At 41.8% G+C, this 21,616-nt stretch carries 20 protein-coding genes and 1 other annotated feature; of the genes, 8 read left to right on the top strand and 12 right to left on the bottom strand.

The genetic code is table 11. From position 1 onward, the window contains the following. Window positions 1-120 precede the first annotated feature (120 nt). Complete coding sequence (locus ABJE44_RS09020; RefSeq protein ID WP_348111712.1) at window positions 121-2,709, bottom strand: TonB-dependent receptor; 2,589 nt, start codon at window positions 2,707-2,709, stop codon at window positions 121-123. Window positions 2,710-3,104: 395 nt separating this feature from the next. Here ABJE44_RS09020 and ABJE44_RS09015 point away from each other — a divergent pair, with 395 nt between their 5' ends. Genes ABJE44_RS09015 through ABJE44_RS09000 form a run of 4 tightly spaced genes read left to right on the top strand, consistent with a single transcriptional unit; the run spans window position 3,105 to window position 7,071 of the window. Next, window positions 3,105-3,782: a histidine phosphatase family protein gene (locus ABJE44_RS09015; RefSeq protein ID WP_348111711.1), complete on the top strand. Its 678-nt coding sequence runs from the start codon at window positions 3,105-3,107 to the stop codon at window positions 3,780-3,782. 12 nt (window positions 3,783-3,794) lie between these two features. Beyond that, complete coding sequence (locus ABJE44_RS09010; protein ID WP_348111710.1) at window positions 3,795-5,009, top strand: acyl-CoA dehydrogenase family protein; 1,215 nt, start codon at window positions 3,795-3,797, stop codon at window positions 5,007-5,009. A 36-nt stretch (window positions 5,010-5,045) separates the two neighbouring features. After that, entirely contained in the window at window positions 5,046-6,080 is a 1,035-nt protein-coding gene (locus ABJE44_RS09005) for a phosphotransferase (RefSeq protein WP_348111963.1), read from the top strand. A gap of 16 nt (window positions 6,081-6,096) precedes the next feature. Next, window positions 6,097-7,071 (top strand): NADPH:quinone oxidoreductase family protein, encoded by a 975-nt coding sequence (locus ABJE44_RS09000; RefSeq protein WP_348111709.1) that lies wholly within the window; start codon window positions 6,097-6,099, stop codon window positions 7,069-7,071. A 126-nt stretch (window positions 7,072-7,197) separates the two neighbouring features. Here ABJE44_RS09000 and ABJE44_RS08995 read toward each other — a convergent pair whose 3' ends face one another. Then, a complete protein-coding gene (locus ABJE44_RS08995; protein ID WP_348111708.1) occupies window positions 7,198-7,470 on the bottom strand; it encodes a DUF3718 domain-containing protein in 273 nt (90 codons plus the stop codon). Window positions 7,471-7,780: 310 nt separating this feature from the next. Between ABJE44_RS08995 and ABJE44_RS08990 the strand changes: the two genes are divergently transcribed. Next, window positions 7,781-9,124 carry an erythromycin esterase family protein gene (locus ABJE44_RS08990; protein ID WP_348111707.1) on the top strand — a complete coding sequence of 448 codons (1,344 nt, stop codon included), beginning with the start codon at window positions 7,781-7,783 and terminating at the stop codon, window positions 9,122-9,124. Between the two features lie 306 nt (window positions 9,125-9,430). On the opposite strand, the gene hisIE is transcribed toward ABJE44_RS08990, so the two are convergent. From hisIE to hisG, 9 genes are all read right to left on the bottom strand, one after another. Next, window positions 9,431-10,051, bottom strand: a complete 621-nt coding sequence (gene hisIE, locus ABJE44_RS08985) for a bifunctional phosphoribosyl-AMP cyclohydrolase/phosphoribosyl-ATP diphosphatase HisIE (RefSeq protein ID WP_348111706.1) — start codon at window positions 10,049-10,051, stop codon at window positions 9,431-9,433. Between the two features lies 1 nt (window position 10,052). Beyond that, window positions 10,053-10,826 carry an imidazole glycerol phosphate synthase subunit HisF gene (gene hisF / locus ABJE44_RS08980; RefSeq protein WP_348111705.1) on the bottom strand — a complete coding sequence of 258 codons (774 nt, stop codon included), beginning with the start codon at window positions 10,824-10,826 and terminating at the stop codon, window positions 10,053-10,055. An 8-nt stretch (window positions 10,827-10,834) separates the two neighbouring features. Beyond that, window positions 10,835-11,833 (bottom strand): branched-chain amino acid aminotransferase, encoded by a 999-nt coding sequence (locus ABJE44_RS08975; RefSeq protein ID WP_348111704.1) that lies wholly within the window; start codon window positions 11,831-11,833, stop codon window positions 10,835-10,837. 67 nt (window positions 11,834-11,900) lie between these two features. Then, the gene (gene hisA, locus ABJE44_RS08970; RefSeq protein WP_348111703.1) at window positions 11,901-12,641 is read right to left on the bottom strand and encodes a 1-(5-phosphoribosyl)-5-[(5-phosphoribosylamino)methylideneamino]imidazole-4-carboxamide isomerase; all 741 of its coding nucleotides are present in this window, start codon (window positions 12,639-12,641) and stop codon (window positions 11,901-11,903) included. Between the two features lie 33 nt (window positions 12,642-12,674). Beyond that, window positions 12,675-13,280 (bottom strand): imidazole glycerol phosphate synthase subunit HisH, encoded by a 606-nt coding sequence (gene hisH / locus ABJE44_RS08965; RefSeq protein ID WP_348111962.1) that lies wholly within the window; start codon window positions 13,278-13,280, stop codon window positions 12,675-12,677. Window positions 13,281-13,282: 2 nt separating this feature from the next. Then, window positions 13,283-14,353, bottom strand: a complete 1,071-nt coding sequence (gene hisB / locus ABJE44_RS08960; protein WP_348111702.1) for a bifunctional histidinol-phosphatase/imidazoleglycerol-phosphate dehydratase HisB — start codon at window positions 14,351-14,353, stop codon at window positions 13,283-13,285. Beyond that, the gene (gene hisC, locus ABJE44_RS08955) at window positions 14,350-15,447 is read right to left on the bottom strand and encodes a histidinol-phosphate transaminase (protein ID WP_348111701.1); all 1,098 of its coding nucleotides are present in this window, start codon (window positions 15,445-15,447) and stop codon (window positions 14,350-14,352) included. Before hisC ends, hisB begins: the two co-directional genes overlap by 4 nt. Beyond that, complete coding sequence (gene hisD / locus ABJE44_RS08950) at window positions 15,444-16,742, bottom strand: histidinol dehydrogenase (RefSeq protein WP_348111700.1); 1,299 nt, start codon at window positions 16,740-16,742, stop codon at window positions 15,444-15,446. Before hisD ends, hisC begins: the two co-directional genes overlap by 4 nt. Before the next feature lie 21 nt (window positions 16,743-16,763). Beyond that, a complete protein-coding gene (hisG, locus tag ABJE44_RS08945) occupies window positions 16,764-17,663 on the bottom strand; it encodes an ATP phosphoribosyltransferase (protein WP_348111699.1) in 900 nt (299 codons plus the stop codon). 98 nt (window positions 17,664-17,761) lie between these two features. Beyond that, window positions 17,762-17,877 (bottom strand) — a sequence feature (His leader region). A gap of 243 nt (window positions 17,878-18,120) precedes the next feature. Here hisG and ABJE44_RS08940 point away from each other — a divergent pair. Then, the gene (locus tag ABJE44_RS08940; RefSeq protein WP_348111698.1) at window positions 18,121-18,405 is read left to right on the top strand and encodes a hypothetical protein; all 285 of its coding nucleotides are present in this window, start codon (window positions 18,121-18,123) and stop codon (window positions 18,403-18,405) included. 250 nt (window positions 18,406-18,655) lie between these two features. On the opposite strand, the gene ABJE44_RS08935 is transcribed toward ABJE44_RS08940, so the two are convergent. Then, complete coding sequence (locus tag ABJE44_RS08935) at window positions 18,656-19,258, bottom strand: glutathione S-transferase family protein (RefSeq protein WP_348111697.1); 603 nt, start codon at window positions 19,256-19,258, stop codon at window positions 18,656-18,658. A gap of 137 nt (window positions 19,259-19,395) precedes the next feature. On the opposite strand from ABJE44_RS08935, the gene ABJE44_RS08930 reads away from it, so the two are divergent. Both ABJE44_RS08930 and ABJE44_RS08925 read left to right on the top strand, forming a co-directional pair. Further along, entirely contained in the window at window positions 19,396-20,133 is a 738-nt protein-coding gene (locus tag ABJE44_RS08930; RefSeq protein ID WP_348111696.1) for a WYL domain-containing protein, read from the top strand. A 233-nt stretch (window positions 20,134-20,366) separates the two neighbouring features. After that, window positions 20,367-21,479: a DUF2855 family protein gene (locus tag ABJE44_RS08925; RefSeq protein WP_348111695.1), complete on the top strand. Its 1,113-nt coding sequence runs from the start codon at window positions 20,367-20,369 to the stop codon at window positions 21,477-21,479. Window positions 21,480-21,616 lie beyond the last annotated feature (137 nt).

The raw sequence follows: 21,616 nt of genomic DNA, 5'->3' as shown, positions 1-21,616 counted from the left end.
CTCAAAACTTTACTGCTAAATATCGGTAAATAAAATTCTTTTTTAATAGGTGGTATAAATTTTTACTCTAAAAAAAGCCGACAATTTTCATTATCGGCTCTCAATATAGCTTTAACTCGCTTAGAAGCGTTTCTTAACTGTTACTCCGAATGTAGCAGGTTCAGACATATAAGCATTCAATTTTCCTTCTTGTAAAGGGGCATTAAAATTAGTTCGATTGATATATTCTTCGTCTAGTACATTGCGTCCCCAAGCTATTAAATCCATATCGTATTCTTCAAAGTTCATGAAAAACCTAAAGTTTACGACATTGTAGGCGTCTTGTACCGCGTAAGGGTCATTACTGCCGTCAAGCACAATATCGCTAGTATGGCTAAAGTCACCTTGTACATACGCATATATTCCATCGGAGATCTCAAAGTCTTTCTTCACGCTAACTACTGCGTAATGCTTAGGCTCACCACCTGGTCTGTCACCTGAACGATCACAGAATTGATCATCTTCATTTTGACGACCAGGGTCGTCTATACCTGTATGCCAAGTGTAAGCCACCCAACAGTTTCCACCTTCAAAGCTTTTATACTCAGCATCAACAAACGCGTAAGCAAGGTTAACTTCTAAATCTTCAATCGGCAGCCATGTTGCTTCTACTTCAAATCCAGATATCTCGTAATCACCAGCATTTTGTAAGTTAAAGCCGTTCCCTGTGAAGGTATTCGCTTGGAAGTCTTCCACTGTAGTGTAATGAGCTGCAGCATTAACTCTTAGGTTGTTTTCTGGAAAATCTTTTTTGATACCGATTTCTAGTGACTCTGATGTTTCAGCATCAAATAGCGGATCAAACCCATCGGCTATGCGGTCGGTGTTGGTTCCACCAGATTTATAACCAGTACCGTATGAGCCATACACTAAGGTGCCACGACTAGGCTGCCAACTCAGTTTTAGTGAGCCGGTGATTTGGTCGTCTTCGATGGTTTCAATAATATCCGAGCGACTTGCGGTGGTTGCGCCAAGAGACTGAAATCCCCAACCTGCAGTTTGGAAGGGCAAAAGAGCTGCTAGATCTTCAGCACTAGGAGCTTGCCCACCTGCTAAGGCTGCACCAATATTGCCAGCTGCAACACCTGCAGCGCCTGCCCCTATAATTAACTCAGTGGTGCTGTTAAAAAACTCAGGTGACTGACTACCATCAGCAAGGTTTTCACTAAAAATGGTGACTAACTCTTTTGTTTCGTCTGTGTAACGTAACCCGGCGGTTAAGGTTAATGTGTCGCTTAACTCATAGTCAAATTGTCCAAATACAGCATAACTCTCATGTTGTTGTTTTGCTTGGTGGTCGAAGCCCGTTCCGGCTGGTGCTGCATCTGCAACAGGTGCCACGGCGCCACCGGTAGCTGCACTTATGGCGTTAATACCCGCAAATAAATCGTCTAATGCGCCCCCTAACGAAGACATATAAAACTCATTGAAGAAGGTGTCTGTATATAAGCTGTAATCTAAGTCTAAATCTTGAGTAAAGTAGTAGGCGCCTAAAATATAGTTTAGGTTATCACCCGTATAGTCGATGCGTATTTCTTGAGAGAACGAGCTCTGCTTGGAATCATTGTAAGTTCCGAACAAGTTGGCATCGGTGAAGTCTGTGTCGATATTATCGAAAGACTCAAAATTTCGGTATGCAGAGATTGAAACGAGTGTGTAGTTTTCATCTAGCTCCCAATCAACTTCTGCAGATAACCCTTTATCAGTCATGGTTGACTCAGGTAAAAATGAAACGGCGACTTCTCTGTCGTAGAAGGCATCACCACCGGCAAACACTGTCCCACCTAATAATGGTAAAGCTAAGTCAGAGCCTATTTCACCATCAGGGTTAATAGTGGCATTGCTTAATTGAACCGGTGCACCGCAGCAAATTTCATCGATATCAGCGTAGTCAGCAATAATACGTACAGACACATCATCGTTCGGTGTATACAAGGCTTGCACGCGAGCGCCCCAACGGTTTCTATCGTTCAATAAATTTTTGCCCGTTTCTGAGCCATTTCCCACACTGTCTATGGTACCGTCTCGTTGACTACCAAATGCGGTGACACGAAAAGCCAATACATCTTCTATGGCAGAAATCGAAGTGGCTCCAGATAAATTCACTAGACCATAATTACCGACAGTGGCCTCAACAAAACTATCTCCGCCATCATGACTAGGTGTTACTGTTGATACTAATATAGCCCCAGAAGGGGTGTTTTTACCAAAAAGGGTACCTTGTGGGCCACGCAATACTTCAACTGCCGCCACGTCGACTAGGTTATTGATCATAGAGTTTTGACGAGCGCGATACACGCCATCGACATATAAGCCTACCGAAGACTCAAGACCAAAGTTTTGAGACGAGGTGCCGACTCCGCGAATTGAAAAGCTTGAGTTGGTCGCACTTTGGCTTTGAAATGCCCCTAGACCAGGAACATTAGTTTGTAGGTCATACATGTCTTTGATGACGGCTTCAGCCATTTCATCACCCGTAAATGCTGTGACTGATACGGGAACTTCTTGGAGATTTTGAGTACGCTTTTGTGCCGTAACTGTGATGGTTTCTAAGGCTGTTTCAGGCTCTGCTTCTTGAGCGATAGTTGAAGCGTGATTTAGTGTGAAGGTCAATCCGATTAAAGCAGCTAAGGCTTTAGGTTTAAAATTCTTAGGTAGCTGTTGTTTCATAGTGGTTCTCTTATTAGCTAGTAATACAAGTCTAGTTTTCACTTTCTACTTGAGATTTTTTTGATACTTGAATCAATTTCAGCGTCACTGCTCTTTCGGATTCACTCATCAGACCTGTACCTTATCAAGCTTATCAATGGCAAGTAAATAATAAGTTTAATAAATGTTAATAATATTATTTTACTTTAACCAATAAGTTACATTTATCGGTGTTAGAAAATTTCTATAAAATTCAGGCCGACACCAGTAAAAATAAGTGGTTGCCTGTAAAAGCAAACATTTCCTTGCTTTGACTATAATTTAAATAAATGATTTTTGATTAAAATAATAAATTCAACTAATAATGATATTGCGAATAGTATCAAGTGAAATAGATACATTTAGTTGGAAAACATGTGGCTGAGTTTTACATAGTTCGTCATGGACAGGCGTCTTTCGGAGCGGAAAATTACGATAAGTTGAGTGACTTAGGCCATCAACAAGCTAAATGGCTAGGGGACTATTTTAGACGTAAAAATATAAATTTTGACCGTGTTTTTAGAGGCGATATGGTCCGCCATAAAGAAACTATGGAGGGGATCCTTACATACGCAAACAATAATCCAACCGAGAATATTGATCTTGGGTTTAACGAGTTTGACTTTCAGAACATAGTCGATGCTTATTTATCACTTCACCCCGAGCAAACTTTAGCTGCTGATTCAGAGCCTGCACTATTTTACCGCCTTCTTAAGCAATCAATGCTGTCGTGGTCACTAAATAAACTACCAACGGAATCTCTACATGAGACGTGGGGAGACTTTAAAACTAGGGTTAATAAAGCGTTAAATGCAGTGTGTGATACCCAGTCTAAACTTCCCATTTTAATCGTTAGCTCCGGAGGCGTTATCTCGATGCTATTAAGTCTAGTGCTGGAGTTAAAAACTCATTATGTGATGGAGTTGAACATGCAAGTACGCAACACCAGTTTTACCCATTTTTACTTCAATAGACACGGCATACGGCTGTCTAGTTTTAACAATATCCCACATCTGGAAAATTTGCATAAACCAGACGTCATCACCTTTAGTTAAAAGGAAAATATTATGAATTTTGAATACTCAAATAAGTCTCAAGAGCTAATTAAACGTTTAGAAGACTTTATGGACCAACATGTTTATCCCATAGAACAGGAATACACTGACGCAGTGCATAATGGCGAAGACCGCTGGACCACACCGGCAGTAATGGAGGAGCTAAAACGAAAAGCTAAAAGCGCCGGTTTGTGGAATTTGTTTTTACCTAAAGATTATCTACCTTATGGTGCGGGGTTGAGTAACCTTGAATATGCTCCGCTGTGCGAAATCATGGGACGCTCATTGTGGAGTGCTGAAATCTTTAATTGCAGTGCGCCAGACACCGGAAATATGGAAGTGTTGGCCCGTTATGGCTCAGAGGAAGACAAGCAAAAATGGTTAATACCGTTACTCGAAGGTGAAATTCGATCTGCTTTTGCGATGACAGAGCCAGCGGTTGCCTCATCTGATGCGACTAATATCGAAACCTCTATTCAAAGAGATGGTGATGAATATGTGATCAATGGCAGCAAGTGGTATACCAGTGGCGCCATGAATACGAACTGTAAAATTATGGTGGTGATGGGTAAAACCGACCCAAGTGCGCCAAAACATCAGCAACAATCTCAAGTGTTAGTGCCTTTTGATACCCCCGGGGTTACTGTGGTTAGGCCTTTGGCTGCTATGGGTCATTATGATGAACCCATTGGCCATGCAGAGGTCTTGTTTGAAAACGTTAGAGTGCCTGCTGCAAACTTACTGGTTGGTGAGGGGGAAGGGTTCGCGATCGCACAAGGACGTTTAGGACCTGGGCGAATTCATCATTGTATGAGACTTATAGGGTGTGCACAGCGAGCCTTAGATATGGCGTGTGAACGGGTTGAAAGTAGAGTTGCTTTTGGTAAGCCTTTAAGTAAACAGCAGTCTATCAGAGAGCGAATTGCACAAATGCACTGTGATATTGAGCAAGCAAGGCTGCTGACATTAAAAGCTGCCGACAATATGGATAAACACGGAAATAAGGTGAGCAGGAACATTATTGCAGCTATAAAAATTGTTGCTCCAACTATGGCTTGTAAGGTCATTGACCAGGCTATTCAAATGTTTGGTGCAGGCGGAACCAGCCAAGATTATGTGTTGTCTGCGACTTATGCTTATGCGCGAACTATCAAGCTTGCCGATGGCCCAGACGAAGTCCACATGATGCAATTAGGGCGTAACTTAATAGCAGAAAAAAATGCTTAAGCCCAAAATGTTAATGGGTAATTTAAGGACCTTATGATGAGCAATATTACCGCTGTAGATAAACTAGATGAGCTAAAACTCACTGAATATTTAACCCAGCATATTGATGCCTTTAGTGGTCCATTGAAAGCCACTAAGTTTGCTGGAGGGCAGTCTAATCCTACGTTTAAATTAGAAACCCCTAAAGCTACCTATGTGCTCAGACGTCAACCTCCAGGCAAACTGCTTAAGTCTGCCCATGCCGTAGACCGTGAATATCGAGCGCTAGATGCGTTAGTAGATTCTAATGTTCCTGTCGCTAAGGTGTATCACTTGTGCGAGGACACGTCCCTAATTGGCAGTATGTTTTATGTGATGGAATACGTGGAAGGGAGGGTGTTTTGGAATAGTGCGCTTCCAGAAATTTCAGACAATCTTACCCGTACGCAAATGTATCAAAACATGGCCGAGGTTATGGCTTCGCTGCATAGTGTTGATATAGAAAAAGCAGGCCTACATGATTACGGCAAACCAGGAAATTATTTTGAACGCCAGTTTAGCCGCTGGAGTAAACAATATCAGTTGTCTATCACCCAGGATATTCCAGAGATGGACAAGCTTATTAGTTGGCTTGAGAAAAACCTACCCGCTGACGATGGCAAAGTGTCTTTGGTGCATGGCGACTATCGTATGGATAACTTGATGTTTCATCCGAGTGAGCCAAAAGTTATTGCTGTTTTAGATTGGGAACTATCAACTCTAGGGCACCCTTATGCTGATCTTGCTTATCAATGTATGCAATTACGCTTGCCAGATAATGTGGGTAAGGCCACAGGGCTTGGTGGCATTGACCGAGCAAAATTAGGTATACCTGATGAGGCTGATTATGTTGCTAGCTACTGTGATTTGATGGGTATCGATAAAATCGAAAATTGGAATTTTTATTTGGCATTTAGCTTTTTTAGGTTAGCTGCGATTGCTCAGGGTGTCGCGAAGAGAGCTGAAGATGGCAATGCTTCAAACAAAGAAGCACAAGCAGTAGGAGGCATGGTAAAGCCTCTTGTTCAATATGCCTTACAATTAACCCAGTAAGAATTAGGAAAACGTAATGAAAGCGATTGTGTGTAATGAATTTGCTTCTGTAGAAGCACTAAAGTATCAAGACGTCCCCGATCCTAAAGCCAAAGAAGGGCAAGTGGTAGTCGACATTAAAGCGGTGGGCGTGAATTTTCCTGATGGGCTATTAGTTCAAGGGTTATACCAAATGAAACCAGCTTTTCCATTTATACCTGGTAGCGAAGTAGCCGGTGTGATCAGTGAAGTCGGCGAAGGGGTAAGCCATTTAAAAGTAGGGATGCGTGTTATCGCCCTGTGTATGCTCGGAGGCTATGCTGAAAAAGTCGCCTGCCCAGCAACCCATGTATTACCCATACCTGATGACATTCCAGATGAAGAAGCAGCAGCTTTAGTGACAGCCCATGCTACTGCCCATCATGGATTAAAACAAAGAGCGCAAATCAAACCAGGCGAAACCTTATTGGTCACTGGAGCCGCTGGTGGCACTGGATTAGCTGCGGTGCAAATTGGTAAAGAAATGGGTGCAAAGGTGATTGCTGTTTGTTCTACCCAAGAAAAGCTAGATATCGCTAAAGCGAACGGCGCTGATATTCTGATTAATTACACAGTCACTGATCTGAAAACGGCTATCAAAGACTTCACAAACGGTAAAGGTGTTGATGTGGTTTATGAGTGTGTAGGCGGAGATACGTTTCATGCTTGTTCACGAAGTATGGCTTGGAACGGTCGCTTGTTGGTGGTGGGCTTTGCTGGAGGAACCATACCAGAATTTCCGGTCAATTTATCGTTAGTAAAAGGGTACTCGGTAGTGGGAGTATTTTGGGGTTCATTTACCCAGCATCAACCACAAGACTTTGCTGCAAATATGAAAGAGCTGTTGACTTGGTATGTGCAAGGAAAAGTAAAAGTTGTGGTAGATGAAGTTGTACCTTTAGAAGATGCCAAACTAGGCCTAAATAAGGTCATGAACCGAGAAGTAAAAGGTAAGGTCTCACTAAAGCCGTAAATTACCAAATCTGAGATGAAAAAAAGGCCTCAAAAGAGGCCTTTCCACGGTAATTACTTGATTCAAAGTAATATACCCACCATGTTGAACTGCTAGTTCATGGTAGAACGAACTTAGTTCAAATAGTTAAAATCGGTCGTATAAAGCCGCACTATTTAATATTGTAGATCGAGATACGTTGTTGCCATCATTACAAGAAATATTAGCGTAGTGCTCTTTTAGTTTTGATTTAAAATCTGGCTTTACATGTTTCAGTTTTTTACCTAGTTCACCTTTGTTATCAGCTTTTACTATGGTGCAATTGTTTTCAAATGTTTCACCAATGTTAGCTTGAGCATAACCGCTACTTAACGCTGTAATACAGGCAATAGTGATAGACATTTTAACTGTTTTCAACATGGCTAGCTCCTAGGATTTTTTCTTTCAAATTTAATTTGAAACGCTTTATCTTTTCGATGCATCGATTAAAGCTCAATTCACATGACTTAAAAATCTATATGAAAATACATAGGTATGGTGAAATATATCATCTCTATGAAAACGCTATTTTGTCCTATTTTAAGAGTGGCTGTTTTTGTTGTATTTTCTAATTCAAAAACAGTTTAAACTGATTTTTTGCTGTTTTAACAGCTGTGAAAATTTGCAATTACTCAATCTCACTAACCTCTTTTTTGTCAAAAACGAAAAACAAATATAATTTGAATCCGATATGAAAAATAAACTAGTAATCCTTGTTAGCGTTCTACTTTTAATATCCTGTAAGCAAGCGTTAGATGAAAAATATAATGTAGAAGATAGTTTTGTAAATTGGGTTAATGACAACCACGTACCTATAACATCACTAGGAAACAGCACAGACAACCACGATTTAGATCTGATTTTTAAGGATATCGATAATTATAAAGTAGTCGCCCTCTCTGAAGGATTTCATAACAGTAAAGAAATGATGCAATTACATGAGCGTATGATCAAATATCTCGTAGAGAACCACGGTTTTAATACGGTCGCCACTGAGACTGGTTTGCCCGAATCTCGACTTATCTATAATTATGTTCAAGGCAACCCTCAGCCAGAAGGTATGTGGAAAAATGGCTTGAATAGCGTGTACAGTGAATGGAAAGAAGCGCGGGACTTAATAGAGTGGATGCGCAGTTATAATTTGGCTAACAATAGTGAGTTAGAATATTTCGGCATCGACATTGGCGGGTTTTATGACAACTGGGAAAGACCATTAGAAAAAATCATTGCATATCTTGAGCGTGTTGACAGTGACTACAGTTCAAAAATAAGTGCTGAGCTTTCTCCGCTTCTTAAAGATTTAAAAAAGAACGCTAGAGTTAATTACATAAATAAATTAACCCAAACTCAACGAGATGATTTGGCACGTGTTTTAGACGAAATGGTAGCGTACTTTACAGCTCAAAAAGACAGTTTTATTGGTCTTAGTAATGCTAAGGAATATCAGTGGAATCGACAAAGCGCGGTTGCAATGCAACTAGCAGAAAACTATTACAGAAACTATATGAGCCAAGTCTATTCTGACACAAGCAAGTATGTAGGGCTCAATGGCAGAGAGATAGCTATGGTAACTAATCTTAATTGGATTTTAGAACAGCGTAAGGATGCTAAAGTCATTTTGATTAATCATGTATTACATACTCAAACTGCAACAAAGCTTCAAAATGGTTATTTGGGGCATTTCGTACCAGCAGGCCAACTGATTAAAGAAGAGCTAAAAGACGATCTGTTTGTCATTGGTATGGCTTACGGCAAAGGAGAGTTTTGGAATAACTGGCAAAAATCAGAGAACCGCTTTATTGATGAAATTCCAGCGAGCCGAGAAAATGAAATAGAACAAACACTTGGAAAAGTAGAGTCAGAAAATTATTATATTAATTGGGAACAGGCTCCAGAGGGCCCTGCACAGTGGTTGGATTCATCATTTTTATTACGTGAAAATGACTACTTTATAGAGTTAAAACCGAAAGAATGGAACGCTATTATTTACCTTGATAGTGTTAGCCCAGCTACACCCGCCAATTTAGCCAATTAAGTAATCACAAAATCTGATGGGCTGAAGCCCAACCTACAAAAAAGAATAGAATAGTGGGCGGGTTAAAAAACTACTTGATTTACATGGGTTGGCATAATTATTACTAAAGTTATTCCTGCTCAAAAGACGAATGAAATGACGGTGTAATGATATCAAAGCCATGGGTGGCATAAGCGCCGTGCATAGGTAAATCAAGTGAGTTATCTCAGTAGGCTCAGCTCATACCTCAAACTAAACGCCAAAATCAAAAAAGCGAAGCCTTGGCTTCGCTTTTTGTAATAATTTTACTCGCTTAATGAGAGTGGTTTATTTGCTGTGTCTTTCTTTTAACACGTCAACCACATCTGACAAGTTCAAGTCACTGGCTTGAAGCAATACAAGTAGGTGATATAGCAAATCGGCTGACTCATTTTTTAGCTCATCTAAGTCTTTTACAGTGGCGGCAAGGGCGGTTTCTACGCCTTCTTCACCTACTTTTTGTGCAATGCGTTTTATGCCTTTGCTAAACAAGTGAGCGGTATAGCTAGAGTCGGCATCGGCACCTTTACGTGACGCAATCACTTGTTCTAATTCTGCGATAAAACTGACATCGGGAGACTTGCTGTCGAACCAGCAGGTTTCTGTGCCTGTATGGCAGGTTGGACCCACTGGGTTAACTAAGGCAAGGATTGAGTCATAATCACAATCGCAGGTGATTTCAACTAAATTTAGACTGTTTCCAGACTCTTCACCTTTGGTCCATAGGCGCTGTTTTGAGCGACTAAAGAAGGTGACTAACCCTGTGTCTAGGGTTTTGTCTAGGGCATCTTGGTTCATAAAACCCTGCATTAATACTTTGCCGCTTAAGGCATTTTGTACGATACAGGGCATAAGATTATCCATTTTATCCCATGCTAATTTTTCGACATTCTGCTTTGTAATAATCATCTTAATCTCTTATGGCGACTTGCTGTTGGCGCAAGTAGGCTTTTAATTCTGGAATGGGAATAATACCTTTGTGAAATACCGATGCGGCGAGTGCGCCATCAACATCGGCCTGCTGAAATACATCGGTGAAGTGTACTTTTTCACCAGCACCACCTGAGGCAATCAAAGGTACGCTGCAATTGGCGCGAATCGTTTTCAATTGCGCTAAATCGTATCCTTTACGCACACCATCTTGGTTCATGCAGTTGAGTACAATTTCACCGGCACCACGCTGTTGTACTTCTTTAACCCAATCGGCAGTTTCCCAAGCGGTGACTTGAGTACGGCTTTCGTCACCAGTGTATTGATGCACTTGGTATTTACCGGTTGCTTCGTTGAAAAAGCTATCTATGCCTACTACTACACACTGCTGACCATAGGTGTCATGCAAGCGTGTAATAAGCTCAGGATCGGCTAGTGCAGGGGAGTTAACCGATATCTTATCTGCACCCATTTCAAGTATTTTACCTGCGTCGGCCACGGTCTTTATGCCGCCAGCCACACAAAATGGAATATCAATGACTTGCGCAATGCGCGTAACCCAGCTTTTGTCGACTACGCGTTGGTCACTTGAGGCAGTAATATCATAAAATACTAATTCATCAGCCCCTTGCTCAGCATACTGTTGTGCCAATGGCACTATGTCGCCAATAATTTCGTGATTGCGAAACTTGACTCCTTTGACTACCTTGCCGTCTTTTACATCTAAGCAAGGGATAATACGTCTAGTTAACATAACAGGCCTTATTTAACTCGGGTTAACCAATTGTGAGTGTCTGGCGCTTTACCCCATTGGATATCATTTAGCGCTTGGCGTAATTTTTGGGTGATAGGCCCATGTTCACCGCTACCTACTGTGTGCTCTTTATCATTATGAATTAAGGTGCCTACAGAGGTTAATACTGCAGCGGTGCCCGACAGTGCTGCTTCTACGCCAGGTTTTGCTGCTCGTTGTAAAAGCTCTTCAACACTTAATTGGGTCTCGGTGACTTTCATCCCAAGATCTGCGGCTAAGGTTAAAATAGAGCTACGAGTAACACCATGTAAAAAGCTAGAATCGAGTGCTTTAGTGATGATTTCGTTGCCGTCTATTAATAAAAAGTTAGCCGCGCCAGTTTCTTGTACGTCGCCGTTAGGGCAAAACAAAATTTGGTCAGCTTGAACGTCGTTTTTAGCCGTAATAATGGGCCCTAGTGCACTGGCATAGTTACCACCGCTTTTTATCATGCCCATGTGCGGCGCGCAGCGCATGCCTGTCTCGTCTAGTAATACTCTAAGTGGCTTAGCGCCGCCGGCAAAGTAGTCACCTACAGGTGAAATAAGCACATATAGCATGGAATTAATGCTTGGAGCTGCTGCTTTACCTATGGCCGCTTCGGTACCAATATGGGTTGGGCGAATATACATTGACCCCGGAGGCTCAGGAATGTCGTTACTGTATTGGCTGACTATGTCTAGGATCATTTGCGATACTTGAGACTGGTCGATATCGGGCAAAGATAGCAAACGGCTGCTTTGATCAAAGCGATTAAGGTTTTGATCCATGCGGAAAATATGCACACTGCCATCAGCATGTTTAAAGGCTTTAAGACCTTCAAAACAGGTGCTAGAGTAATGTAATACGTGAGCGCCGGGATGTAATTGAATGCTATCGGAGTCAACAATTTCAGATGTGCTCCATTGATTATTTTCAAAAGTAGCCAGAGCCATTTTAGGCATAAACACTGTACCAAAAGCCGCCATGATAATTTCCTAATTCGTTATATATAAATTTGTTGTTCGCACGTTTTATTATAAAGCAATCTTGGTTTTACTCGTTAGTATTCCAACATGCTATTGCTTGTTCTACTGTAAACTTACCTTCTAATAAGGCGCGGCCTAAAATAACACCGCTTACGTTAGTAGGCTTAAGTACCGCTATGTCATTAAGATTGCCAATACCGCCAGATGCCTGCCAACCTACTGTTGGGAATTGCTCAGCCATTTCTGTATAAAGTTGATGATTGGCGCCTTGTAAGGTGCCATCTCGGCTGATGTCAGTGCACAGTACATGTTTGGCACCCACTGATAAAAAGTCTTCGAGTAGGGCTTCTATTGATACCCCTGAGTTTTCTTGCCAGCCGTGAGTGGCAATGAACTTGTTGCCAGACTCATCAATATTGATGTCTAGGGCTAATACTATGGCATCTGCGCCATATTTAGAGATCCAGCCTTTTACTAGTTCAGGCTCTTTGACTGCCAATGAACCAATTACCACTCGCTTTACGCCTATTTCTAGTAATTGTGCTACGTCTTGCTCGCTACGAATACCACCGCCTGCTTGAAACTGCATACGTCCAGTGGCAACCATTTTAGAGATTAAGTCTAATTGGCGTTTACTGGTATCTTTGGCACCTGTTAAATCAACAATATGTAACCATTTAGCGCCTTGGTCTGCGTAGCTATGTACCACATCAATAGGGTCTAATTTGTATTCTGTTTTCTGTTCGTAATCGCCTTGATATAAACGTACGACTGAACCTTCAATTAAATCTATGGCTGGGATGATCATCTTTATTTATTACCCTTTTTCATTCGCTGGTGTTTATAACTCAATGAAATTTTTCAATAGCTGCGACCCTACATCACTTGAACGCTCTGGGTGAAATTGCACACCAAAAAAGTTGTCTTTGTGAAGGGCGGCCGAAAAGTCCATACCGTATTGGCAACTTGCCATGGTAAATTCTGATAAACCGACTGCAAAACTATGCACAAAGTAAAAGTAACTGTTTGCATCTATGCCTTTAAATAAAGGGGCATCGGCCACAGGGGTGACGGTATTCCAACCCATGTGGGGTAAGCGTAAATCGCCTACTTGCATACGTTTTACTTGGCCAGGTATTAAACCTAAGCAGTCTGTGCTCTCAGTTAAGCTTTCTTCTGATGTTTCAACCATCAGTTGCATACCTAAACATATGCCAAGTACCGGCTGGGTTAGCTCTTGTACGCAGCTAACCAGTTGCTTTTGTTTAATGCTAGCCATAGCCGCATTGGCACTACCTACGCCGGGCAAAAATACTTTGTCGGCAGTTTGAATGACTTGGGTGTCATCACTTACTGTTACTTTTACACCTAAACGCTCAACGGCAAATTTTACCGATGAGATATTGGCACATCCGGTATTAACTATGACAATCTCTTGAGCTTTCATCACTACAATGCACCTTTACTGCTAGGTAAGGCTTCACCTTGTTTATGAATCGCTTGACGTAACGCACGGCCAAACACTTTAAATAAGCTTTCGACTTGGTGATGTGCATTGCCTTCTGTAGTAGATAAGTGCAACGACAGCCCCATAGCTTGTGCAATTGAGTAGAAAAAGTGAGGTACCATTTCGGTTGCCATTTCGCCTACTTGGTCACGGCTAAATTCAGCTTCAAACTTTAGGTGAGGGCGGTTTGATATATCTAAAATACATTCTGCACGGCACTCATCCATAGGTAGGGCAAATCCAAAACGACCAATGCCTCGTTTGTCGCCTAGGGCTTTTTTCATGGCTTCGCCAAGGGCTAGGGCAGTATCTTCTACACTGTGATGGTCATCAATGTGTAAGTCGCCATCTGTGGTAAGTGTAAGTTCAAAACCCCCGTGGGTCGCAATTTGATCTAGCATGTGATCAAAAAATCCTAGCCCGGTTTCTATGGTCGATTTTGCCGTTGAGTCTAAATCTACTGTGACATTAATGTTGGTTTCTGAGGTTTTACGGACCACAGTGGCCACTCGGCTTGATGCTAATAATTGCTTTTCTATGGCTAACCAGTTGTTATCTTGTGGGTGATACTTAATACCCACTATGCCCATGTTTTTTGCAAGCTGCATATCTGTGTCGCGGTCGCCAATCACAAATGAGCGAGTAAAGTCGACTTTACCCTGCTGTAAGTAGTCTTTTACTAAACCTAGTTTAGGTTTGCGGCAGGTGCAGTTGTCTTCGTCAAAATGAGGGCAAATGAGTACGTCGTCAAACACCACGCCTTGGCTACTAAAAAAGTCCATCATTTTATTGTGGGGTAAATCAAAGTCAGCTTGAGGAAAGCTATCTGTGCCCAGTCCGTCTTGATTAGACACCATCACAAGGCGAAAGCCGTTTTGTTGTAACTTGAGTAGTACTGGCAAAACTTGTGGTTCGAAAACAAGTTTTTCTAAGGTATCAAGTTGTTTGTCGATAGCTGGCTCTTCAACTAAGGTGCCGTCTCGGTCGATAAAAAGAATAGGCTGTTGACTCATGCTAGTGGTTCCTGCTGTGCAAAAAATTCTGTCATTAACGAAAGAAGTTTTTCATTTTGTTGTTGATTGCCAAGGGTAATGCGTAGGCAATTCTCTAAATTAATTTGTTTGGACTGATCGCGGATCAACACTGAGTTGGCAACCAAGTAGTCCATTAGTGCTTGTTTGAGCGGGTGACGAAACAATATAAAGTTGGCTTTGTCATCTCCCACAAGTGTTACTTCAGGAAACGTTGCCAATTGTTGTTTTAACGCTTCTTTTTGGTCGTGCAGATAGTCTACTTGCTCAGCCATTAACGCTAACCCCTTTGGGCTTAAGGCTTGGGCGGCAATTTGTGCCACAGGCTCTGGCATAGGGTAGGGCGCGATAACTTTCATTATACTTTGAATAACATCAGAATTCGCTAAGGTAAACCCACAGCGAATACCAGCTAAAGCAAAGGCTTTAGACAAGGTGCGCAATACTACCAAGTTTGGGTATTGGGTTAGTTCTGTGGCCCAAGTATTGGCGGCATCAAACTCAACGTATGCTTCATCAACCACTACTAGAGCTGAATCTGCAAAGTGCTCTAGCACTTCAGTTAATTGCGCTTTGTCTACCGATGTCCCGGTTGGGTTATTAGGTGAGCAAATAAAGACTAAATTAACCTTGTCTTTAAAGCTTTTAATAGTGGCAATATCTAATGAAAAATCGTCATTGAGTATCGCTTTGTTCACGCCAACGTTGCAGGTCTCGGCACTGATGGCGTACATACCATAGGTAGGCGGACAAATTAATATATTGTCTTTACCTGGCGTACAAAACGTACGGATCAGTAATTCAATGCCTTCATCTGCTCCGCGGGTGACAATTAATTGATCTTCTTGAACCCCTGCATAGGCAGCGTAAGGGCCAACCACACTAGGTGGCTGACAATCTGGATAACGATTAAAGTGCGCAGAGTCAATGCTGTAGTCATTAGCAAATGGAGACTCATTAGCGTTTAGCCATATTTCGCTGTCGCTATCGCCACCCGCAAAAATACGCCTTGCTGACTCGTAGGGCTTTAAGCCTTTGAGGTTTTCGCATACTAGTTTATCGACTAACTCACTCATTCTTGAATCTCACTATTTAACCTAAGTGCTACAGCTTGCCTGTGGGCATCTAAGCCTTCAGCATCGGCCAAGTCCATTATGGCATTGCCAATATTTTGAAGGCCTTGGTGGCTAAGCTCTTGGACTGTAAATCTGCGCATAAAGTCGGCTAAGCCTAAGCTCGAATAATTACGAGCATAACCATAAGTCGGTAATACGTGATTGGTACCGCTGGCGTAATCACCTGCTGACTCTGGCGACCATTTACCCACAAATATAGAGCCTGCATTCGTCAATTTTCCTAAGCTGTCTCGGGCATTGTCGATTTGTACAATTAAATGCTCCGGAGCGTAGCGGTTACTCACTTCAAAGGCTTCGTCTAAGCTGTCAGTTAAAATATAACGGCTGTGCTGTACGGCTTGTTCAGCAATGTCTTTACGGCTCAGCGTAGCAAGCTGCTCTGTTACTTGCTGTTTTACGGCTTTTATTAAGGTCTCGCTATCAGATACTAATACCGCTTGTGAGTCAGCGCCGTGCTCAGCTTGAGAGAGTAAATCAGCCGCTACAAAAACAGGGCTGGCGTTTTTATCTGCAATCACTAGCACTTCAGACGGGCCTGCTGGCATATCTATAGCTGGGCCTGCTGGAATACGGCTCACTTGTTGTTTGGCTTCGGTGACAAAGCTGTTACCAGGGCCAAAGATTTTATCAACTTTAGCAATAGACTCAGTGCCTAATGCTAAGGCCGCAATCGCCTGTGCTCCGCCTACTAGGTAGATTTCGTCTATGCCACAAAGACTGGCTGCGTAACGAATTTCTACCGCGATTTCACCGTCTTTATTGGGTGGCGTACATAATACTTTGCGTGGGCAGCCAGCAACTTGCGCTGTGGCTCCGAGCATTAATACCGTTGATGGTAAAGGTGCCGTGCCACCAGGAATATACAAACCAACGGATGCCAATGGGGCATGTTTAAGTTCGCAAATTACACCTAGAGTGGTTTCTACTTCAATATCTTCTGGGTACTGGGCGGCATGAAAGGCATGAATATTGGCATAGGCCTGATCAATGGCCCATTTAACTTCTGGCTTTAACGCGCTGGCAAAGGTGTCTTGCTCGTTTTGGGCAAAACGTAAGGTTTCTAGTGTTGCGCCATCAAAACGTGCAGTTAATTCTTTTAAGGCATGATCACCTTTGTCTGCCACCTGCTGAATAATATCGGCAACCGTGTCGCTTAATGCGCGGTTGTCAGATAGTGCGGGTCTGCTAAGTAATTTAGCGTGTTGCTCAGAATGTAAATTGGCCCATATTTCCATGATTAATACTCGCTTAGTATCTTAAGACATCATTTTTTCGATTGGCATAACAAGGATAGAACTACATCCTAGTGCTTTTAGTTTTTCCATGGTTTCCCAGAATAGGGTTTCAGGGCTAACTACGTGAATCGCCACTGCGTCATCGTTACCGGCTAGTGGTAATACGGTTGGGGTTTCTGAACCGGGTAGTAAGCTTTTGACTTGCTCTAAATACGCTTTAGGGGCGTGAAGCATAATGTATTTACTTTCTTTAGCCTGAGTGACACCGTCCATACGAGGCAACATTTTATTGATAAGTGCTTGTTTAGCTTCAGGTAATTCGCCTGCACGTTGAATGAATACCGCTTTTGACACAAAGATTTCATCTGCTTCTTGTAAGCCGTTGGCTTCTAAGGTCGCGCCAGTCGATACTAGATCACAAATGGCATCGGCAACACCTGCGCGAGGCGCGACTTCAACCGAACCTGTTAGCATCACTGTGCTGGCGTTGATGTTTTTCGCTTTGAAAAAACGCTCTAGTAAATAAGGGTAAGTTGTGGCTACTTTTTTACCTTCTAGTGACTCAATGCCTTGGTAATCCATTTCATTAGGAACCGCGATAGATAAACGGCAACCTCCGTAATCTAGGCGTCTAAGTTCAATATACTCTGCTTGTTTACCTGAAGCTTGGCGCTCTAGCATTTTTTCTTCTAATTCGTTTTGACCGATGAAACCTAAGTCAACCACACCATCCATCACTAACCCTGGGATATCGTCATCTCGCACCAGTAGTAGGTCGATAGGTTGATTAGTAGAATGAGCTATTAATAAACGGTCGCGAATTTGTAATTTAATGCCAATGGCTTTTAACAGCGAAATACTGTCGTCACTTAAGCGGCCTTTTTTCTGTATTGCAATACGAAGTCTGTTGTTATCACTCATCTTTTATTCCGATTTAATATCAATAGTTAATTGTTAGTTTGATGTGGCTCAACGTTGGCTATTGTGTACCTAGTGTCGGTACAAAAACCTTTAAAAATGAAAAACCCCCGAAAGTTGCCTTCCGGGGGTTTAGAAAAATTCTGCGCCGCTAGAAGGATTCAATACACCTTCCAGCCCGAACCTGAAAGGTTAAGCTTTATGATGGTGATGAATAGCTTGCAGTACGTTTTTCAAAATTTTGTCTTACCCTATCGTGGTTAGTGCGTAAATATTTATGACGCGCTAAATTATGGCGCATACATTATGCAATCAGCCTAGGTAATGCAAGGGCATTTACAGGGAAAGTGGCTGCTTTCTTACAATTAAATCGACTATGATAGGTTTGATTGAATGATATGCTTATTTTGTTGTCCAATTATTGAGCGTTTGTACATAACGACTTAAAGGAGAGAGACAGATGGTTAATGATTTATTGTTTTCTGTGTTACCTCGAGAAGGCAAAGAGCCTATTGCCCATGACACTCAGAAAATTGAAAAAATAGATAAGTTAGCAAAGGCGCGAGCATTAAAAGAAGAAGATGAAAAACTAAAAGGCCAGCAACAAGACGCCAAAGAAAAAAAGCAAAATCAGACAAAACAAGCGTCTGATGAACAAACCGCAAAAGAGCATGACGCTGAACAAGACACCGAAACCGCCACTAAAAAACCAAAGGGCCCCAAGCATTTAGATGTTTATGTTTAGTCTTATTGGCACCGTTTTATTATCACAGCGGAAATTTTGATAGATAAGCTATGACCTAGCCTGATGAACAGTTTTGAGAGAAAAACTGAAGTTGATCCATCTCAATTTTAAAGTTGCTTCAAACAGCTAAGTCTAGACATGAAGATGGCTGCTCTTAAGGTATAGCGGACATCTTGCGTGCATACTTCAAGCTTTCATGCGCGCAAGTTTCTCCCATTTAAACAGTATTTTTGTTTTTACACTGACGCAACTACGACATTGCTTCGTCCAAAGGCTTATGAGTTTCTTTGTATGCAGGTCTTTGCCGGATTCTAAAAATATATGCAGCAACCTTAGGTGATGGCGTAAACATTCCAAAAGTAACTGCAGAGTCTAGTAATCCGCCGAAAACGACGTCTGCTGCTGTAAATTCTTCTCCCAAAGCCCAATCTTTTTCTGGCGTCATCGTTTCAATAGCCTCCAGAACTCGGGTTTTATCGCCCCACCCAGCGGTTGCTGAATTAGGGTGCTCGATGTTTGATGCCGCTAAGGTTAATGCTGGCTCAATGGTATTTCCAGCAATAAATAGGTATCGATAATATAGTGCTCTTTGATTGGAATCTAAAGCGGGGGCGAGCTTCTTATTAAAATATTTATCAGCAAGATATGCACATATTGCCGCTACTTCTGTAACAACGACTTCGCCATCTACCAGTGTAGGCAATTTACCCATTGGATTAATAGTTTGCAGATCGCGCAACTCTGGTGAATCTTCTGCAAAATTAACATTAATTTGTTCATGTTGTGCGTCTAACTCTTTTAATATCCAGTCAGTTGTAATTGCTCTACTCATTGAGTTGTAATAGTGCTTCATTTCGTGATGCTCCTTTGTGGATAAGTTCAATTGTCAAGATATGGTTGAAATTGGCTAGGTGCTTTTAAAATTCTAAGCTCTAGCAATTGAAATGAAGTATACTCGTAATATATGCCACTTAATGACATATTAAATTTATGGCGAAGACAAACTTTAAAAGCCGTGTCGAAAGGCGAAGCCGTCTCCTTGGGATGCTGCGTTCGGAACAGCATTGGACCACATCTGATTTACGAGTTCACCTACAAGTTAGCCAACGAACCTTGATGCGCGAACTAGCAAGCTTGAAAGATGAGGGATACCCTATAGAGTCAGATAGAGGTCGGGGCGGAGGTGTTCGTTTAGCAGGTCGATGGGGTATTGAACGGCTTATGTTAAGCCACAAGGAGGTGATTGAATTATTATTGGCGCTCGCAATCGTTGAGTCACTAAATTTCCCCTTCATGACAAGTAATTTGCAAGTCATTAAGCAGAAGTTGTATCAAGCATTTCCTGAAAATCAGCGTTCTAAAGTAAGCAGAATCCGAAAGCGGATATTTGTAAGCAAACATTTTAGGAGCGCAGCAGCATATCAACCATCAGATGCCCACATTGATATATCACAGGCTATATGTGAATCTTTTCTTGAACAACGTTGTTTGAATATTGATTATATCTCGGAAGACAAGCGATGTTCTTCGAGAACCATAGAGCCTCATTATCTTATGCTCACTTGGCCTGTTTGGTACATCGTTGCTTGGGACCACCTTAGAAATGCACCTAGAATTTTTCGTATAGATAGGATAAAAAATACTAAAAAAGTAGCGTCAAAGAGTTTTAAGCTTCGACCGGAATTAATTGCGGACGACCCTTATGAGCATCATTTCTCATCAATTTAATTCGTTTTAATGTATCCAGTAAATGTCTGCTATTGGTACTAGGTCGCGTTTAGGTTTCGTAGCTGCCCACTCATTCTTAAATCATTAATTTCAATGATTCTAAATGTCAGCGTGGCTTAACGCTGATAATCAGTGGGTTTTATGCCGAGCCATTCAAATTTATGATGCCTCAATTGAGCCCTACAAACTTATACTAAGTGTCTTAAATACAGGCAGTTAAAGGTCGTGAAGGTATGAGTAATAATTTCAAAGTGACAGAAGTATGGATTGAAAAATCTGATGTATCTAATACAAAAGTGGTGACCACAAATATAGATACAGATGATATGGAACAAGATGATGTGTTGCTGCAAATCGATTCATTAGGGTTCTCTGCTAACAACATTACCTATGCTGTATTTGGCGATAAAATGGGATATTGGGGATTTTTTCCCGCTTCTAAAGAGTGGGGGGTTGTGCCTATGTGGGGGTTTGCGACTGTCATCCAATCTAATCATTCAGATGTGAAAGTGGGCGAAAAGGTATATGGCTACCTACCCATGGCATCTCATTTACTTATTAAAGCAGGTAAAGCCTCTGACACTCACTTTTTTGATGTTAGCGATAAACGAAAAAGCATTTCTGCTGTATACGACAACTATTTGCGCTGCGCTGCAGACCCTGGATATCAAGCAAGTAGAGAAGCATGGCAATTAAATTATCGCCCACTATTTATGACATCGTTTGTGTTAGATGATTTTGTAGGTGAAGGGTTAGCTGATTCAGATAAGTCTGTTGAGCAAATAATCATAACTAGTGCCTCTAGCAAAACTGCCTATGGTGCAGCCCATTTATTAATGAAGCATAAAGCCGAGCGTCGATTAAATTATCAAGTGATTGGGTTGACCTCTTCGAAAAATAAACCATTTACCCAAGACCTTGGTTGCTATGACAAAGTGGTAAGTTATGACGACTTACAATCGGTGGCATCAGATAAACCCAGTTGGGTCTTAGACTTTGCGGGTAACAAGAGTTTGTTACTTAGCTTACAGCAGCAGTTTTCTGATCAATTAGGTAAGTTGATTTTGATTGGTTCAACAGATGTTGATGCCCAGCAAGACAAGCCACAAGGGCATTTAAATAGTGAGTTTTTCTTTGCTCCTACCCAAGTGAAAAAACGCACGGGCGAATGGGGCCATAATGGCTTCGCAGAACGTTACGCAAAAGCATGGCAGAGCTTTGCAATACACATGAATGATAAGGTGAAGGTGGCTGAGTACTCTGGTGTAGCCGCTATTGAAAGTCTTTATCACACTGGGCTTGAAAACAAGCTTAATAATTTAGAAATTAATGTGCTTACCTTTTAAGTTATTAAGCATTACTCAGAGCTTGATGCTGCTTTACATGGCTTGATGTATTGATATTAGGCATACACATTTTTTGGTGGGCTCTCCAAGCCCGTATGACGAGCTTGGAGAGTTTATTGTTGAATTGCAGCAGAGGC

Origin of the sequence: Paraglaciecola sp. (assembly GCF_039942875.1) — a bacterium.
Taxonomy (GTDB): domain Bacteria; phylum Pseudomonadota; class Gammaproteobacteria; order Enterobacterales; family Alteromonadaceae; genus Paraglaciecola.
The sequence above is the reverse complement of the archived record's forward strand: the minus strand, read 5'-3'. Positions and strand labels throughout refer to the sequence as shown.

Bases quoted from the DNA above. Each gene is read 5' to 3' on its own strand.
- ABJE44_RS08935 (WP_348111697.1), bottom strand. From the start codon at position 19,258: ATGAAGCACTATTACAACTCAATGAGTAGAGCAATTACAACTGACTGG.
- ABJE44_RS08930 (WP_348111696.1), top strand. From the start codon at position 19,396: ATGGCGAAGACAAACTTTAAAAGCCGTGTCGAAAGGCGAAGCCGTCTC.
- ABJE44_RS09020 (WP_348111712.1), bottom strand. From the start codon at position 2,709: ATGAAACAACAGCTACCTAAGAATTTTAAACCTAAAGCCTTAGCTGCT.
- ABJE44_RS08990 (WP_348111707.1), top strand. From the start codon at position 7,781: ATGAAAAATAAACTAGTAATCCTTGTTAGCGTTCTACTTTTAATATCC.
- hisH (WP_348111962.1), bottom strand. From the start codon at position 13,280: ATGAAAGCTCAAGAGATTGTCATAGTTAATACCGGATGTGCCAATATC.
- hisD (WP_348111700.1), bottom strand. From the start codon at position 16,742: ATGGAAATATGGGCCAATTTACATTCTGAGCAACACGCTAAATTACTT.
- hisC (WP_348111701.1), bottom strand. From the start codon at position 15,447: ATGAGTGAGTTAGTCGATAAACTAGTATGCGAAAACCTCAAAGGCTTA.
- hisIE (WP_348111706.1), bottom strand. From the start codon at position 10,051: ATGATTATTACAAAGCAGAATGTCGAAAAATTAGCATGGGATAAAATG.
- ABJE44_RS08995 (WP_348111708.1), bottom strand. From the start codon at position 7,470: ATGTTGAAAACAGTTAAAATGTCTATCACTATTGCCTGTATTACAGCG.
- ABJE44_RS08975 (WP_348111704.1), bottom strand. From the start codon at position 11,833: ATGGCGGCTTTTGGTACAGTGTTTATGCCTAAAATGGCTCTGGCTACT.
- ABJE44_RS09005 (WP_348111963.1), top strand. From the start codon at position 5,046: ATGAGCAATATTACCGCTGTAGATAAACTAGATGAGCTAAAACTCACT.
- ABJE44_RS09000 (WP_348111709.1), top strand. From the start codon at position 6,097: ATGAAAGCGATTGTGTGTAATGAATTTGCTTCTGTAGAAGCACTAAAG.
- hisG (WP_348111699.1), bottom strand. From the start codon at position 17,663: ATGAGTGATAACAACAGACTTCGTATTGCAATACAGAAAAAAGGCCGC.
- ABJE44_RS08925 (WP_348111695.1), top strand. From the start codon at position 20,367: ATGAGTAATAATTTCAAAGTGACAGAAGTATGGATTGAAAAATCTGAT.
- ABJE44_RS08940 (WP_348111698.1), top strand. From the start codon at position 18,121: ATGGTTAATGATTTATTGTTTTCTGTGTTACCTCGAGAAGGCAAAGAG.
- hisF (WP_348111705.1), bottom strand. From the start codon at position 10,826: ATGTTAACTAGACGTATTATCCCTTGCTTAGATGTAAAAGACGGCAAG.
- ABJE44_RS09010 (WP_348111710.1), top strand. From the start codon at position 3,795: ATGAATTTTGAATACTCAAATAAGTCTCAAGAGCTAATTAAACGTTTA.
- hisB (WP_348111702.1), bottom strand. From the start codon at position 14,353: ATGAGTCAACAGCCTATTCTTTTTATCGACCGAGACGGCACCTTAGTT.
- hisA (WP_348111703.1), bottom strand. From the start codon at position 12,641: ATGATCATCCCAGCCATAGATTTAATTGAAGGTTCAGTCGTACGTTTA.